Source organism: Micromonospora avicenniae, assembly GCF_900156065.1.
Classification (GTDB): domain Bacteria; phylum Actinomycetota; class Actinomycetes; order Mycobacteriales; family Micromonosporaceae; genus Micromonospora; species Micromonospora avicenniae.
Genome location: NZ_FTNF01000004.1, coordinates 121,659 through 135,971 on the forward strand (window position 1 = coordinate 121,659; position 14,313 = coordinate 135,971).

Annotated in this window: 13 protein-coding genes; 5 read left to right on the forward strand and 8 right to left on the reverse strand. The window is 72.4% G+C overall.

Going from position 1 to position 14,313, the window contains the following annotated elements; genetic code table 11:
• Positions 1-39: 39 nt before the first annotated feature.
• The 4 genes from BXA10_RS08555 to BXA10_RS08570 are packed head-to-tail and all read left to right on the forward strand — an operon-like array spanning position 40 to position 2,944.
• The gene (locus BXA10_RS08555) at positions 40-375 is read left to right on the forward strand and encodes an L-rhamnose mutarotase (protein ID WP_076469520.1); all 336 of its coding nucleotides are present in this window, start codon (positions 40-42) and stop codon (positions 373-375) included.
• A gap of 32 nt (positions 376-407) precedes the next feature.
• Positions 408-1,382, forward strand: a complete 975-nt coding sequence (locus tag BXA10_RS08560; protein WP_245828176.1) for an aldo/keto reductase — start codon at positions 408-410, stop codon at positions 1,380-1,382.
• Entirely contained in the window at positions 1,379-2,230 is an 852-nt protein-coding gene (locus tag BXA10_RS08565) for an amidohydrolase family protein (RefSeq protein WP_076469522.1), read from the forward strand. Before BXA10_RS08560 ends, BXA10_RS08565 begins: the two co-directional genes overlap by 4 nt.
• Positions 2,231-2,272: 42 nt before the next feature.
• Positions 2,273-2,944 (forward strand): FadR/GntR family transcriptional regulator, encoded by a 672-nt coding sequence (locus tag BXA10_RS08570; protein ID WP_076469944.1) that lies wholly within the window; start codon positions 2,273-2,275, stop codon positions 2,942-2,944.
• 24 nt (positions 2,945-2,968) lie between these two features.
• Here BXA10_RS08570 and BXA10_RS08575 read toward each other — a convergent pair whose 3' ends face one another.
• From BXA10_RS08575 to BXA10_RS08610, 8 genes are all read right to left on the reverse strand, one after another.
• On the reverse strand, positions 2,969-4,396 hold the full coding sequence (locus tag BXA10_RS08575) for a rhamnulokinase (protein ID WP_245828177.1): 1,428 nt from the start codon (positions 4,394-4,396) through the stop codon (positions 2,969-2,971).
• On the reverse strand, positions 4,393-4,611 hold the full coding sequence (locus BXA10_RS08580) for a helix-turn-helix domain-containing protein (RefSeq protein WP_076469524.1): 219 nt from the start codon (positions 4,609-4,611) through the stop codon (positions 4,393-4,395). Before BXA10_RS08580 ends, BXA10_RS08575 begins: the two co-directional genes overlap by 4 nt.
• Before the next feature lie 16 nt (positions 4,612-4,627).
• Complete coding sequence (locus BXA10_RS08585; RefSeq protein WP_076469526.1) at positions 4,628-6,688, reverse strand: bifunctional rhamnulose-1-phosphate aldolase/short-chain dehydrogenase; 2,061 nt, start codon at positions 6,686-6,688, stop codon at positions 4,628-4,630.
• 37 nt (positions 6,689-6,725) lie between these two features.
• Positions 6,726-7,907, reverse strand: coding sequence for an L-rhamnose isomerase (gene rhaI / locus BXA10_RS08590; protein WP_076469527.1), 1,182 nt, complete (start codon positions 7,905-7,907; stop codon positions 6,726-6,728).
• 169 nt (positions 7,908-8,076) lie between these two features.
• Positions 8,077-9,162, reverse strand: a complete 1,086-nt coding sequence (gene rhaS, locus BXA10_RS08595; protein WP_076469529.1) for a rhamnose ABC transporter substrate-binding protein — start codon at positions 9,160-9,162, stop codon at positions 8,077-8,079.
• Between the two features lie 33 nt (positions 9,163-9,195).
• Positions 9,196-10,260: an ABC transporter permease gene (locus tag BXA10_RS08600; protein ID WP_084752379.1), complete on the reverse strand. Its 1,065-nt coding sequence runs from the start codon at positions 10,258-10,260 to the stop codon at positions 9,196-9,198.
• Positions 10,250-11,311, reverse strand: coding sequence for an ABC transporter permease (locus BXA10_RS08605; RefSeq protein WP_076469531.1), 1,062 nt, complete (start codon positions 11,309-11,311; stop codon positions 10,250-10,252). Before BXA10_RS08605 ends, BXA10_RS08600 begins: the two co-directional genes overlap by 11 nt.
• 67 nt (positions 11,312-11,378) lie before the next feature.
• On the reverse strand, positions 11,379-12,902 hold the full coding sequence (locus BXA10_RS08610; RefSeq protein ID WP_076469533.1) for a sugar ABC transporter ATP-binding protein: 1,524 nt from the start codon (positions 12,900-12,902) through the stop codon (positions 11,379-11,381).
• 303 nt (positions 12,903-13,205) lie between these two features.
• On the opposite strand from BXA10_RS08610, the gene BXA10_RS08615 reads away from it, so the two are divergent.
• Positions 13,206-14,237, forward strand: coding sequence for a LacI family DNA-binding transcriptional regulator (locus tag BXA10_RS08615; RefSeq protein WP_076469535.1), 1,032 nt, complete (start codon positions 13,206-13,208; stop codon positions 14,235-14,237).
• Positions 14,238-14,313 lie beyond the last annotated feature (76 nt).

The following is a 14,313-nucleotide window of genomic DNA, read 5'->3' on the forward strand; positions in this document are numbered from 1 at the left end:
CGCCGGCGGCCCCCGACGGCAGCGGAGAGGAGCGCGCCGATGCGGCGGATCGCCCTGCACACCCGGCTCAAGCCCGGCCGCGAACACGAGTACGACGACGTCCACGCGACCATTCCGGCGGAACTGGCGGCCGCGATCCGCGCGGCGGGCGTACACGGTTGGTGGATCTGGCGGGACGGACTCGACCTGTTCCACCTGGTGGAGGTCGAGGACTACCGCCGGATGCGAGACGAGCTGCGCGACCACCCGGCGAACGTCGCCTGGCAGGCCCGCATGGCGGCGCTGCTCGACGTCACGGACGACTACTCGGGCACGGACAGCGGGCTCGCGCTGGTGTGGGCGCTGCCCACCGCGGCGGATCGGGCGCCGTCGTGACAGGCGTCCGGCTGGGACGGTCCGAGGTGACCGTGAGCCGGGTCGGTCTGGGCTGCGCACAGCTCGGCAACCTCTACACGCCGATCGGTGCGGCGGACGCGACCGCCACCGTGCGAGCCGCCTGGAACTGCGGCATCCGCTACTTCGACACCGCGCCGCACTACGGTCTCGGGCTCTCCGAACGCCGGCTCGGTGACGCGCTACGCACGATGCCCCGGGAGGCGTACGCGGTCAGCACGAAAGTGGGTCGGCTGCTCGTACCGGACCGGTCCGGGGCCGGCCGGCGGGACCCCGAGGGGTTCCACGTGCCGGCCGACCAGCGGCGGGTGTGGGACTTCACGGCGGACGGGGTGCGCCGGTCGCTGGAGGCGAGCCTGACCCGGCTCGGCCTCGACCGGATAGACGTCGTGCTGATCCACGACCCGGAGGGTCACCAGGCGCCGGCTCTGGAGCAGGCGTATCCGGCGCTGCACGAACTGCGCGCCCAGGGCGTGATCGGCGCCCTCGGTGTCGGGTCGAAGCAGTCGCAGGTGCTGCACCGGTTCGTCACCGAGACCGACGTCGACGCGGTGATGGTCGCGGGCCGCTACACGGTGCTGGAACAACCCGCGCTCGACGCGCTGCTGCCGGAGTGTCAGCGGCGGGCCGTCTCGGTGCTCAACTCCGGAATCTTCAACAGCGGCCTGCTCGCCGTCCCGGACCCGCATCCCGGGCTCCCGTACGAGTACGCCGCGGCGCCGGACGCGGTGCTCACCCGGGCCCGGGCGATCGCCGCGGTCTGCGCCCGGCACGGGACGACGCTGCCGGCCGCCGCGCTCGCGTTCGCCGCCGCGCACCCGGCCGTCGCCACGGTCGTGGTCGGCGCACACGATCCGGCACAGGTCCGGCGCAACGCCACGCTGGCGGCGGCGCAGCCGCCACCCGGCGAGTTCTGGGCGGAGCTGGTCGCCGAGGGGTTGCTGCGCCCGGATGCCGCACTGCCCACGTCCCCGGTGGTGGCGGCATGATCGTCGACGCGCACCACCACCTGTGGCGGATCGAGGACGGCTACCGCTGGCTGGACGCACCCGAACTCGACCCGATCCGGCGCTCGTTCGGCCCGGAGGACCTGGCATCCGAGCTGGCGGCGGCCGGCGTCGACCGGACCGTCCTGGTCGAGGGCGGCCGTTGCGACGCCGACGAGGCGGCCCTGCTGCTCGGGTACGCGCACCGGTCGACCGTGATCGCCGGGGTGGTGGCCTGGGCGGACCCCGCCGACCCCGCGCTCGCCGACGTGCTCGCCGGATACCGGCGGCTGCCCGGCGGCGACCTGCTCGTCGGCGTACGTCCGCAGCTGCAGGCCGAGACGGATCCGGCGTATCTGGACCGGCCACCGGTCCGGCGCGGTCTGCGCACGATCGCCGACGCGGGGCTGGCCTTCGACGTGGTGTGCCGGGTCGACCAGCTTTCCGCCGTGGCCCGGGCCGCCCGGGACGTGCCCGAGCTGCGGTTCGTCCTCGACCACCTGGGCAAGCCACAGATCCGCGACGGCGCGGACGGACTGGCCGCCTGGTCGGGTGCGTTCGGCACGCTCGCCGCGCGACCGAACGTGACGGCGAAGCTCTCCGGGCTGGTCACCGAGGCGGATCGGGACCGGTGGCTAGCGGCCGACCTGCGGCCGTTCGTGACCGAGGCGGTCGACCGGTTCGGCCCGGACCGGCTGATGTTCGGTTCGGACTGGCCGGTGTGCCGGCTCGCCGCCGATTACCTGAGCGTGCTGTCCGCGCTGGTCGAGGCGCTGCCACCACTGACCGCGCGGGAGCGGTCGGCGGTGTTCGGCGATACGGCCGTGCGGACCTACCGGCTCCGGCCCTGAGCAGTCCCATACGCTGCGGTGCGGAAGAAGGCGGAGGCGAACGTGGCTGTCACGGACGAGGCGATCGACAAGATCAAACAGATGATCCTCGCCGGGGAGCTGCGCCCCGGCGACCGGCTACCACGCGAACCGGACCTGGCCGAACGGCTCGGCCTGTCCCGCAACTCCCTGCGCGAGGCCGTCAAGGCGCTGTCGCTCATCCGGGTGCTCGACGTACGGCAGGGCGACGGGACGTACGTGACGAGCCTGGACCCCGCCCTGCTGCTCGACGCGCTGAGTTTCGTCGTCGACTTCCACCGGGACGACACCGTGCTGCAGTTCCTCGAGGTCCGGCGGATCCTCGAGCCGGGCGCGACCGCGCTGGCCGCGCAGCGGGCGACCGAAGAGGACATCTCGGTGCTGCGCGGCGTCCTCGACGGGCTCGGCGACGATCCGACCATCGACGAGCTCGTCGCCAACGACCTGGAGTTCCACCGGCTGATCGCGGTGTGCGCGGGCAACAACGTGCTCACCTCGCTGCTGGACAGCCTCTCCGGCCCGACCACCCGCGCGCGGGTGTGGCGGGGCCTCACCCAGGAGGGCGCCGTCGCCAAGACCCGCGAGCAGCACGCCGCCATCCTGGACGCGGTCGCCTCCGGGCAGGCCGACCTGGCTCGGTCCTGGGCCACCGTGCACGTCGCCGGCGTGGAGGAGTGGCTGCGCCGGGTTCTCTGACCGGCCTGTCCGGTGCGCTCCCCGTCAACCGGCCATCCGGTCCTCCGCGGCGCGCCACGCCGCCTCCGTCCCGCGCGGCTCGTACCGCACGACGTGCTGGGTCTCGCGCAGCAGGGCCCGCAGCGCCGCCAGGTCGCCGCCGACGGCGCCGGCCGTCCTCGCCTGCACCAGCACGTTGCCCAATGCGGTCGCCTCCACCGGGCCGGCGAGCACCGGCAACCCACAGGCGTCCGCCGTCAGCTGGCAGAGCAACGAGTTGCGGGCGCCGCCGCCGACGACGTGCACGGTGTCCACGTGCCGGCCGGAGAGCTGCTGCGCCTGGCGTACCGCACGACGGTGCGCCAGCGCCAGGCTGTCGAGGATGCACCGGACGGTGGCGGCGGGCGTGGTGGGCACGGGTTCGCCGGCGCGGCGGCAGGCCTGCGCGACGCGTGCCGGTATGTCGCCCGGTGGCAGGAACGCGGGATCGTCGGGATCCACCACCGACCGGAACGCGGGTTCGGCGGCGGCGCGGCGCAGCAGGTCCGGCAGGTCGGCGCCGCCCCAGGCCCGCACCGACTCCTGGAGCAGCCACAGGCCCATGACGTTACGCAGGTAGCGGATGCTGCCGTCGACTCCGGACTCGTTTGTGAAGTTCGCCCGCCGGCTCGCCTCGGTGAGCACCGGGGCGTCGAGTTCGACCCCCACCAGCGACCAGGTGCCGCAGGAGATGTAGGCGAAGTGCTGCCCCGACGCCGGTACGCCCACCACCGCCGACGCGGTGTCGTGCGAGCCGACGGCCACGACGTCGGGCGCACCCGGCAGCCCGAGCGCGGGCAGGACCGGCCCGATGCGGCTGCCCGCCTCGCGCAGCGGCGGGAACAGCTCCGGCCGGATCCCGGCGTCGGCCATCAGGTCGGTGGCCCAGGCGCGGCGACGCACGTCGTAGAGCTGCGTGGTGGAGGCGTTGGTGACTTCCGCACCGATCTCGCCGGTGAGCCAGTAGACGAGGAGGTCAGGAATCAGAAGCAGCCACCGCGCGACGTCGAGCTGCGGGGTACCGCTCGCGGCGGCGAGCTGGTAGAGGGTGTTGAACGACAGCTGCTGCAACCCGGTCGTCGCGTACAGCCGTTCCGGCCCCAGCCGCGTCGCCAACCGCTCAGCCACCCCGTCGGTACGCGCGTCGCGGTAGTGCACGGGGTTGCCGAGCAGCGCGCCGGACGCGTCGAGCAGCCCGTAGTCGACGGCCCAGGAGTCGACACCGACGCTGGTCACCGGCCCGGCGGCCCGCAGACCGTCGAGGACGCCCCGGGCGAGGGCGAGGATGTCCCAGTGCAGGGTGCCGGCGAGCCGCACCGACTCGTTGGCGAACCGGTGCACCTCGGTCAGGTCGAGGACGCCCGGACCGGCCCGCCCGACCATCACCCGGCCACTGGACGCGCCGAGGTCCGCGGCGGCGAACCGGGTGCTCACAGCAGCCCCCGCCGGACCGCCCACACCACCGCCTGGATCGGGGCGGCCACGTCGAGCCGGTCGCAGACCGCCCGTACCCGTCGGCGTACGGTCCGCTCGGAGAGCCCCGTCCGCCGGGCCACCGTCTCCAGTGGCAGGCCGGTCGCCAGCAGCCGCAGCAGTCGCAGGTCCCCCTCGTCGAGCACCGGCTCCACCACCCGCGCCGTCGTCGTCATTCCGCGCCGGCCCGGGTCAGCGGAGAAAGGCCGCGGCGACACCGGCGTCGACCGGGACGTGCAGTCCGGTCGTGTGCGACAGCTCCCCGGAGGTGAGCACGAAGACGGCGTTGGCGACGTGCTCCGGCAGCACCTCTCGTTTGAGCAGGGTGCGCTGCGCGTAGAACTCCCCGAGTTTCTCCTCCGGCACGCCGTAGACGGCGGCGCGTTGGGCGCCCCATCCCCCGGCGAAGATGCCGGAACCGCGCACCACGCCGTCGGGGTTGACGCCGTTGACCCGGATGCCGTGCCCGCCGAGTTCGGCCGCGAGCAGGCGTACCTGGTGCGCCTGGTCGGCCTTCGCCGCACCGTACGCCACGTTGTTCGGGCCGGCGAAGAGCGAGTTCTTGCTGGAGATGTAGACGATGTCCCCGCCCATCCCCTGGGCCGTCATGATCCGTGCGGCCTCCCGGGAGACCAGGAACGAGCCCTTGGCCATCACGTCGTGCTGCAGGTCCCAGTCCGCCTCGGTCGTCTCGAGCAGCGGCTTCGAGATCGAGAGCCCGGCGTTGTTGACGACCAGGTCCACCCCGCCGAACGCGAGCACCGCCGCGCGCAGGGCACGGGCGACGGCCGTCCCGTCGGTGACGTCGGCCGTGACGGCGACCGCCACGTCGGCGCCGCCGATCTCGGCGGCCACGGTGGCCGCCGCCTCGGCGTCGCGGTCGGCGACCACCACGCAGGCGCCCTCGGCCGCGAGCCGGTGGGCGGTGGCCCGGCCGATACCGGAGCCGCCACCGGTGACGAAGGCGACGCGGGTGGCCAGCGGCTTCGGCTTGGGCAGCCGCTTGAGCTTCGCCTCCTCCAGCGCCCAGTACTCGATGCGGAACTTCTCGGCCTCGTCGATCGGGGCATACCGGGACACGGACTCCGCGCCGCGCATCACGTTGACGGCGTTGACGTAGAACTCGCCCGCCACCCGGGCGGTCTGCTTGTTGGCGCCGAAGCTGAACATGCCGACGCCCGGCACGAGGACGATGGCGGGGTCGGCACCGCGCATCGGCGGGCTGTCCGAGGTGGCGTGCCGCTCGTAGTAGGCCCGGTAGTCGTCGCGGTAGGCGGCGTGCAGTTCCCGGAGCCGGTCGAGCGTCTCGGGCAGTGGCGCGGTGGGCGGCAGGTCGAGCACCATCGGACGCACCTTGGTGCGCAGGAAGTGGTCCGGGCAGGAGGTGCCGAGCGCCGCGAGCGCGGGATGCCGTTCGCGGGCCACGAAGTCGAGCACCACGTCACTGTCGATGAAGTGGCCAACCTGTGGCCGGTCGGTGGAGGCGAGGCCGCGCAGGACCGGTGCGAGGGCGGCCGCGCGGGCCCGCCGCTCGTCCGGCGGCAGCGGCGCGTACCCGTCGATCACCGGGCCGAACGGCTCCGCCCGGCCGTGTTCGTCGAGGTACGACTGGGCGGTCCGGATGATTTCCAGCGAGTGCCGCTCGCACTCCTCGCTGGTCGCCCCCCAGGCGGTGATGCCGTGCCCGCCGAGGATCACACCGATCGCCTGCGGGTTGGCCCGCGCCACCGCGGCGATGTCGAGCCCGAGCTGGAAACCCGGCCGGCGCCACGGCACCCAGAGCACCCGGTCGCCGAAGATCTCCTTGGTCAGCTCGGGCCCGTCGGCGGCGGCGGCGACGGCGATGCCGGCGTCCGGGTGCAGATGGTCCACGTGCGCCGCGTCGACCAGCCCGTGCATCGCCGTGTCGATCGACGGCGCGGCTCCGCCCCGGCCGTGCCGGCAGTAATCCAGTAGCGGGACCATCTCGTCCTCCCGCTCAGGATCGACCGGGTTGCCCGAGCCGGCATCGGCCGGGTAGACGTCGACGAGGGCGCGCAGCCGGTCCAGTCGCAGCACGGCCAGCCCGGCCTCGGTGAGCGTCCCGAGGTCACCGCCGGAGCCCTTGACCCACAGCAGGTCGACGGGCCCGCCGGTGACCGGGTCGGTGACCTGGGCCTTGGCCGAGGTGTTGCCCCCGGCGTAGTTCGTGGTGGTCGGATCGGCGCCGAGCCGGTTGCTCCGCGCGATCAGCGCCTGAACCTCGGAATGCATCGTCCTCACGTCCCTGTTCGCGTTCGTTCGGTGGTGGTCAGGCGCCCCAGCCGGCCTGCTGCCCGCCGGCCCGCTCGGTGCGGATGCGCTCGAAGTAGCCGGAGCGGGCGTACGCGGCGATCGGATCGGGGTCCAGGCCGAGCTCGGACCGCAGCTCGGCGAGCAGCGGCCGGACGTCGGTGTGGTACGCGTCCATCAGCACCGCGTTCGCCCCGAGCACGTCGCCGGCTCGCTGGGCGGCCGCCAGCGCGTCTGCGTCGACGAGCAACGCCTTGGCGGTGGCCTCCTGCACGTTCAGCACCGACCGGATGATCGCCGGGATCTTCGGCTCGATGTTGTGGCACTGGTCGAGCATGAACGCGATCCCGCCCTCCGGCCGCAGCGCGTCGCCGCGGACGATCTCGTGCATGATCCGGAACAGCTGGAACGGGTCCGCGGCGCCGACCATCAGATCGTCGTCGGCGTAGAAGCGGGAGTTGAAGTCGAAGCCGCCGAGCTTCCCGGCGCGCAGCAGGAACACCACGATGAACTCGATGTTGGTGCCGGGCGCGTGGTGGCCGGTGTCGATGACCACCTGCGCCTTCGGCCCGAGTTCCAGGCAGTGCGCGTACGCGGTGCCCCAGTCGGGCACGTCGGTGGTGTAGAAGGCCGGCTCGAAGAGCTTGTACTCCAGCAGCAGCCGCTGGTCGTCACCGAGCCGGTCGTACGCCTCGCGCAGCGCGGCGGCGAGCCGGTCCTGCCGGGCCCGGATGTCGTCCTGACCGGGATAGTTGGTGCCGTCGGAGAACCACAGCTTCAGGTCACGCGAGCCGGTGCGATCCATGATGTCGACGCACTCGAGCAGGTGGTCGATCGCCTTGCGCCGCACCCCCGGGTCGGGATTGGTGACGCTGCCCAGCCGGTAGTCGTTGTCCTGGAACACGTTGGCGTTGATCGCACCCAGCGCGACCCCCTGGTCCGACGCGTACCGGGCCAGGTCGGCGTAGTCGTCGACGCGGTCCCACGGGATGTGCAGCGCCACCGTGGGGGCCACCCCGGTGAGCCGGTGCACCATCGCCGCGTCGGCGATCTTCTCGTACGGGTCACGCGGCACCCCCTCCTGCGGAAACACCTTGAAGCGGGTGCCGGAGTTCGCGTACGCCCAGGACGGGGTCTCGATGCGCTGGGCGCGCAGGGCCTGCGTGACCCGCGCACGGGTCGGCGCGTCGGGGTGGGTCATGGAGTTTCTCCCGTCTGCGCGGCGAGCTGAGCCGCAAGGTTGAAGACCTCGTCCAGTGGCCGCACGGCGCGGTCGGGGGTGTCGTGGTCGAGGTCGAGGAGGAACGACGACATCTCCGCCCGCCGGCGGCGTGGTGCCGGTGCCGGGGCACCGGCACCACCCGCGGCGATCAGAAGTCGAACTTGTCGATGTTGTTCTTGTCGAACACGGTGGGCGGGCCGAGGACGACCACGCCGTCCTTGCCGACGGTGTACTCGCCGAGCTTGCCGGCCGTGAACTTCTCGCCCTCGGCACCGGTGATCTGCCCCGCTGCCAGGGCGGCACCGGCGTACGCCGCGAGGTAGCCCAGGTCGGCCGGGTTCCACAGTGCGAACGCGTCGACGGTGCCGTCCTTGACGTACTGGCGCATCTGGTTCGGGGTGCCCAGGCCGGTCAGCTTGACCTTGCCCTTGTACTGGGAGCCGCTCAGGTAGCGGGCGGCCGCCGCGACGCCGACGGTGGTCGGCGAAATGATGCCCTTGAGGTTGGGGTACGACTGCAGCAGACCCTGGGTCTCCTGGAACGACTTCTGGTCGTCGTCGTTGCCGTACGCGACGGTGACCAGCTTGATCTTGCTGTACTCGGGCTTCGTCAGCTGCTGCTTCATCAGCTCGATCCAGGCGTTCTGGTTGGTCGCGTTGGCGGTGGCGGAGAGGATCGCGATCTCGCCCGCGCCGCCGATCTGCTCCGAGATGAGCTTGACCTGGTTCTCGGCGATGCCCTCGGCGGTCACCTGGTTGACGAAGATCTGCCGGCACTCCGGCTTGGTGTCCGAGTCGAAGGTGACGATCTTGGCGCCCGCCGCCTTCGCCTGGTTGAGGGCGCCGCAGATCGCGTTGGGGTCGTTCGCCGAGGTCACGATCACGTCCATGCCCTGCTGCGACAGGGTGTTGATGTAGCTGACCTGGGAGGACGCGCTCGCCTCGGAGGGACCGACCTCCTTGAACTCGCCCTTGATCTCGGTGACCGCGGTCTTGCCGCCGTTGTCGGAGACGGTGAAGTAGGGGTTGTTCACCTGCTTCGGCAGGAAGGCGATCTTGAGACCTTCCCTGATCTGCGCGTCGGGGTTCGCGGCGCCGCTGGCCTGGTTGCCGGCGCCGGGGTCGTTGCCGGAGTTCTCCCGGGTGGTGCCGCCGCAGGCCGTGGCGCTGAGCAGCAGGGCGGCGAGGGCGAGGCCGGTGGCCCCGAATCGGAAACCTCTGCGGTGCGCGGACATCGTTATCCCTTCCGGGGGTTGGTGGCGGGGGAATCAGGGCGCGACGGGGTTCGCGCGCTGCCGTCGACGGTGCAGCCGCGCGCGGACGTCCGCGACCGCGTTGGGGAGCACGACGGAGGCGACGAGCAGGGCCCCCGTGACGATCGTCAACGCGTTGGCGTCGACGTCGGCGAGTTGCAGCGCGTTGCGGAGCACACCGAGGAGCAGGACTCCGGCGACCACGCCGAGCAGACCGCCCCGGCCGCCGAAGATCGATACACCGCCGAGCAGCACGGCGGTCACCACGGTGAGTTCGAGACCCGTGGCGTTGTCGCCCCGGGCGCTGGCGTAGCGCAGGGTCCAGAAGATCCCGACCAGCCCGCAGACTGCGCCGGAGGCGACGAAGAGCCAGAACTTCGTCCGCGCCACCGAAACGCCGGCGAAGGTGGCGGCCTGGTCGTTGTTACCCATCGCGTAGAGCGCCCGCCCGGCCGCGGTCGCGTGGAGCACGACGCCGAACACCAGCGCCAGCAGCAGCACCGGCAGCACCGCGACGGGGATCGAGGTGCCCGGGATGTCCCGTACCGCCGCCGCGGTCCAGCTCGCCGGGAAATCGGCCACCGCCTGGTCGCCGAGCACCACGAACGACAGTCCCCGGTACAGGGCGAGGGTGCCGATGGTCACGGCCAGCGAGGGCAGGCCGAAGCCGGTGACGAACACACCGTTGACCGCGCCGAGCACGGCACCGAGGAGCACCACCAACACGCAGATCAGCTCCAGCGACAGCCCGCTGGACAGCCACAGCTGTCCCATCACGGTGCTGCACAGACCCACCGTGCTCGCCACCGACAGGTCGATCTCGCCGGTGATGACGATCAGCGTCATGGGCAGCGCGAGCATGGCCAGCGGCACCAGGTCGAGCAGCAGGAACTGGACGTTGCGGCCGGTGGCGAAGCTCTCCACCGACACGCCGGCCAGCAGCGCGGCCACCACCAGGGCCACCACGACGGCCACGTCCCAGGAACCGAGCACGCCACGCAACCCGGTCAGGCGGCCCGTCCGCCGCTCGGTCTCGGCGCTGGACGACGACGGTGCGGCGTACAGGCTGTCATGCGCCATGGGCGCTTCTCCCTCGGAGCCGGGCCGCCATCCGCAGGGCCAGGAGCCGGTCCAGGCCGATGGCGGCGAGGATGAGCGCGCCGACGACTGCCTGCTGCCAGAACGGGTCGATGCGCAGGACGGCCAGCGAGCTGCCGATCGTGGTGAGCAGGACCGCGCCGAGCGCGGCGCCGTACGCGCTGCCGCTGCCGCCGAAGATGGCCACCCCGCCGACCACGGCCGCCGCGACGACCTGCAGCTCGAGGCCCGTTCCGGCGGCCGCGTCGAGGGTGCCGAACCGGGCCGCGTAGAGCACGCCGGCGAGGCCGGCGAGCGCCCCGTTGGCGACGAACACGGCGAAGACGCGCCGGCCGACGGGGATCCCGGAGAGCCGGGCGGCCGCCGGCTCCGAGCCGATGGCGTAGAGCTCCCGCCCGCTTCGGTAGGAGCGCAGGTAGTAGCCGACGACGGCGACGACGACCACCGCCGCGAGGAAGAGCAGGGGTACGCCCAGCACCGTCTGGTTGCCCAGTCGCAGGAACGACCGGGGCATGTCGGCGGCGTTGATCTGGCGGCCGGACGCCCAGTAGTAGTCGATGCCGCGGAAGGCGTAGAGGGTGCCGAGCGTGATGACGAGCGCGGGGACCTTCGCGACCGCGATCAGCCCGCCGTTCACCGCGCCACATCCGGCGCCCAGCGCGACGCCGAGCAGCACCGCCACCGGCCAGGGCGTGCCGGGTGCGGCGAGGAAGAGGGACCCGGTCGCGAAGGCGACCAGGCCGAGGATCGAGCCGACCGACAGGTCCACGTTGCGGGTGACGATGACCAGGGTCTGCCCGACCGCGAGGATGACCAGGATCGCGCAGCCGAGCAGCAGGTCCTTGACACTCTGCCCGCTCAGGAAGCGGTCGTTGCGCAACGTGGTGACCAGGATCAGCGCGCCGAGCGCGAGCAGCAGGCTCAACTCGCGTACGGCGAGCAGCCGTTCGGTGAGCCCGCGGCGGTGCCGGCCGGCACCGGTCGGTGGGTTCCCGGTGCGGCGGTGCGGCGTCCCGGTGTCCGTGAGACTCATGCCGGCACCTCCCTCCGCTCGGCCGCGGTCGCGACACCGCACTGACGATCCACTCGCCGTCGCTCGCTCATGCGGTCGCTCCTTGACCGGTGGCGGCGAGCATGACCGAGGTCTCGTCCGCCTCGGCCCGGGACAGCTCGCGGACCACGCGTCCCTCGTGCATGACGAGAACCCGGTCCGCCATGCCGAGCACCTCGGGCAGTTCGCTGCTGATCATCAGGATGGCCAGCCCCTCGTTCGCCAGTTCGGAGAGCAGTCGGTGGACCTCGGCCTTGGTGCCGACGTCGATGCCACGGGTCGGCTCGTCGATGATCAGGATCCGCGGCTCGGTGGCGAGCCACTTGGCGAGCACGACCTTCTGCTGGTTGCCGCCGGAGAGGGTCCCCACCGGGGCGGTGAGCCGGGACGCCTTGACCTGCAACCGTCGGGTCCACCGCTGGGCCTCGGCCCGCTCGGCGCCCCCGATCAGCAGCCCCAACCGGCTCAGCGCGCGGCGGCGGGCCAGCGTGGCGTTGCGCTCGACCGACAGTTCCATCACCAGGCCCTGCTGGCGGCGGTCCTCGGGGACCAGGGCCAGGCCGGCGGCGATGGCCCGGCGCGGGCTGCCGGGTGGCAGGGGCCGGCCGGCGACGCGTACCTCACCGGCGTCGTAGCGGTCCACGCCGAAGACGGCCCGGGCCACCTCGCTGCGGCCGGCGCCCACCAGCCCGGCCAGGGCGACGATCTCACCACCCCGGACGGTGAACGACACGTCGGAGAAGACGCCGGCACGGCTGAGACCACTGACCTCCAGCAGGGTGCCCCGCACCGGGGCGTCCTGCTTCGGGTAGAGCGACGAGACGTCCCGGCCCACCATGCGCCGCACCACCTCGTCCACGGTGAGGTCGGCGGTCCGGTCGGTGGAGACCCAGGCCCCGTCGCGTAGCACCGTGATCCGCTGGCAGAGGTCGAAGACCTCGTCGAAGCGGTGCGAGATGAACAGCACGGCCGCGCCGCGCTCGCACAGCGACCGGGCCACCCCGAAGAGCCGTTCCACCTCGACGCCGGAGAGCGCGGCGGTCGGCTCGTCCATCACCAGGATCCGGGCGTCGAAGGAGAGCGCCTTGGCGATCTCGACGAGTTGCTGGTCGGCGATGGACAGCCCACGCGCGGGACGGGTCGGATCGATCCGGACGCCGAGCCGCTCGAAGAGCCGCTCGGCGTCGCGGTTCATGGCGGTCGTGTCGATGCGGCGCAGGCCGCGCAGCGGCTGCCGGCCCATGAAGATGTTCTCCGCGACCGACAGGTCGGGAAACAGGGTCGGCTCCTGGTAGATGACGGCGATGCCGGCGGCCCGGGCATCCGCGGGCCCGCGCAGTTCGAGCGGGCGGCCGTCGAGAGCCATCCGGCCGGTGTCCGGGGTGTGGGCTCCGGCGAGGGTCTTCACCAGAGTGGACTTTCCGGCCCCGTTCTCACCGACCAACGCGTGCGCCTCGCCGGGATGCAGTGCCAGGTGCACTCCCCGCAGCGCGGCGACGGCACCGAAGGACTTCGTCACGCCGTCCAGTACCAGCAGCGGAGCGTTGTCAGCTCCCGGTGCTTCGGGGCTCATCCGACCCCCTCCTGAATCGTTTCACGGGTCGTGCATGGACGGTAGGGGCAGGCATTCGTGACCGTCAAGGCCTCCTCGCGATTTCCTTCCCGCTGCCGAACGGGCAACTGGATGAAACGTTTTAGCCGCTATAGACTCCTCGACGTCGACCCGGAGCCGGGGCCGCCGCGCGGCGTCCCCGTTCCACGTTCCGGGGATCAGGTGGCGTGCTTCGGTGTCCGCGGTGGGTGAGCGGGATCATCCGACCGCAAGGCGGGACCAGCCAACAGACGCTCACCGAGCGCACTGAGAGGTAACGGAACGATGGCAGGGGCAAGCATCAAGGAGGTGGCCCGCCACGCCGGCGTGTCCCTCGGCACGGTGAGCAACGTGCTCAACCGGCCCGACATGGTCTCCCCCGGCACCCGCCAGCGAGTGCTCGACGCCATCGCCGAACTCGGCTACGTACGCAACGACTCCGCCCGCCAGCTGCGCGCGGGCCAGAGCCGCACGATCGCCATCGTCGTGCTGGACGTGACCAACCCCTTCTTCACCGACATGGTCCGCGGTGCGGAGCGGGTCGTAGAGGCGACCGGCGCCATGCTCATCGTCTGCAACAGCGGCGAGGACGGCGCCCGCGAACGCCGGCACCTCGAACTGCTGGAGGAGCAACGCGTACGCGGGGTGCTCATCACCCCGGTCGGCGACGGGCCGCAACCCCATCTGGAGAAACTCATCGACCGTGGCATCCCCGTCGTCCTCGTCGACCGCGGCACCGGCCGGGCCAGCCGTTGCTCGGTGGCCGTCGACGACGTCCTCGGCGGCCGGCTCGCCATGGACCACCTGCTCGACCAGGGTCACCGCCGCATCGCCTACGTCGGCGGCCCGCTCTCCATCGCCCAGGTCGCGGAGCGGCACGCCGGGGCCGCCGCCGCCCTGGAGGATCGGGGGGCGGACGCCGAACTCCGCGTCGCCGCGACCACCAGCCTGACCGTCGCGGCCGGGCGGCGGGCCGCCGAGGATCTGCTGGCCCTGCCCGCGCGGCAACGACCCACTGCCCTCTTCTGCGCCAACGACCTCCTCGCTCTCGGCGTGCTCCAGGAGCTCACCGCGCGCGGTCTGCGGGTGCCCGCCGACATCGCCATCGTCGGCTACGACGACATCGAGTTTGCCGCCGCGGCGGCGGTGCCGCTCTCCTCCGTACGGCAACCCCGCGAACAGCTCGGACGCACCGCGGCCGAACTGCTGCTCGAAGAGGCCGAGCACGGCGAGGCACACCAGCACCGGCACGTCGTCTTCCAGCCGGAGCTCGTCGTCCGCCGCTCCAGCGACCAGCCCCGACGCGCCCGGCGCTGATCGCGCGGACACCGAGGCGGTCACCGCCGGGGTGAGGCGGCACACCGAGCACCCGGGCCTGCCGTGTCGATCCCCG

Bases quoted from the DNA above. Each gene is read 5' to 3' on its own strand.
- BXA10_RS08555 (WP_076469520.1), top strand. From the start codon at position 40: ATGCGGCGGATCGCCCTGCACACCCGGCTCAAGCCCGGCCGCGAACAC.
- BXA10_RS08565 (WP_076469522.1), top strand. From the start codon at position 1,379: ATGATCGTCGACGCGCACCACCACCTGTGGCGGATCGAGGACGGCTAC.
- BXA10_RS08580 (WP_076469524.1), bottom strand. From the start codon at position 4,611: ATGACGACGACGGCGCGGGTGGTGGAGCCGGTGCTCGACGAGGGGGAC.
- BXA10_RS08585 (WP_076469526.1), bottom strand. From the start codon at position 6,688: ATGCATTCCGAGGTTCAGGCGCTGATCGCGCGGAGCAACCGGCTCGGC.
- rhaI (WP_076469527.1), bottom strand. From the start codon at position 7,907: ATGACCCACCCCGACGCGCCGACCCGTGCGCGGGTCACGCAGGCCCTG.
- rhaS (WP_076469529.1), bottom strand. From the start codon at position 9,162: ATGTCCGCGCACCGCAGAGGTTTCCGATTCGGGGCCACCGGCCTCGCC.
- BXA10_RS08600 (WP_084752379.1), bottom strand. From the start codon at position 10,260: ATGGCGCATGACAGCCTGTACGCCGCACCGTCGTCGTCCAGCGCCGAG.
- BXA10_RS08605 (WP_076469531.1), bottom strand. From the start codon at position 11,311: ATGAGTCTCACGGACACCGGGACGCCGCACCGCCGCACCGGGAACCCA.
- BXA10_RS08610 (WP_076469533.1), bottom strand. From the start codon at position 12,902: ATGAGCCCCGAAGCACCGGGAGCTGACAACGCTCCGCTGCTGGTACTG.
- BXA10_RS08615 (WP_076469535.1), top strand. From the start codon at position 13,206: ATGGCAGGGGCAAGCATCAAGGAGGTGGCCCGCCACGCCGGCGTGTCC.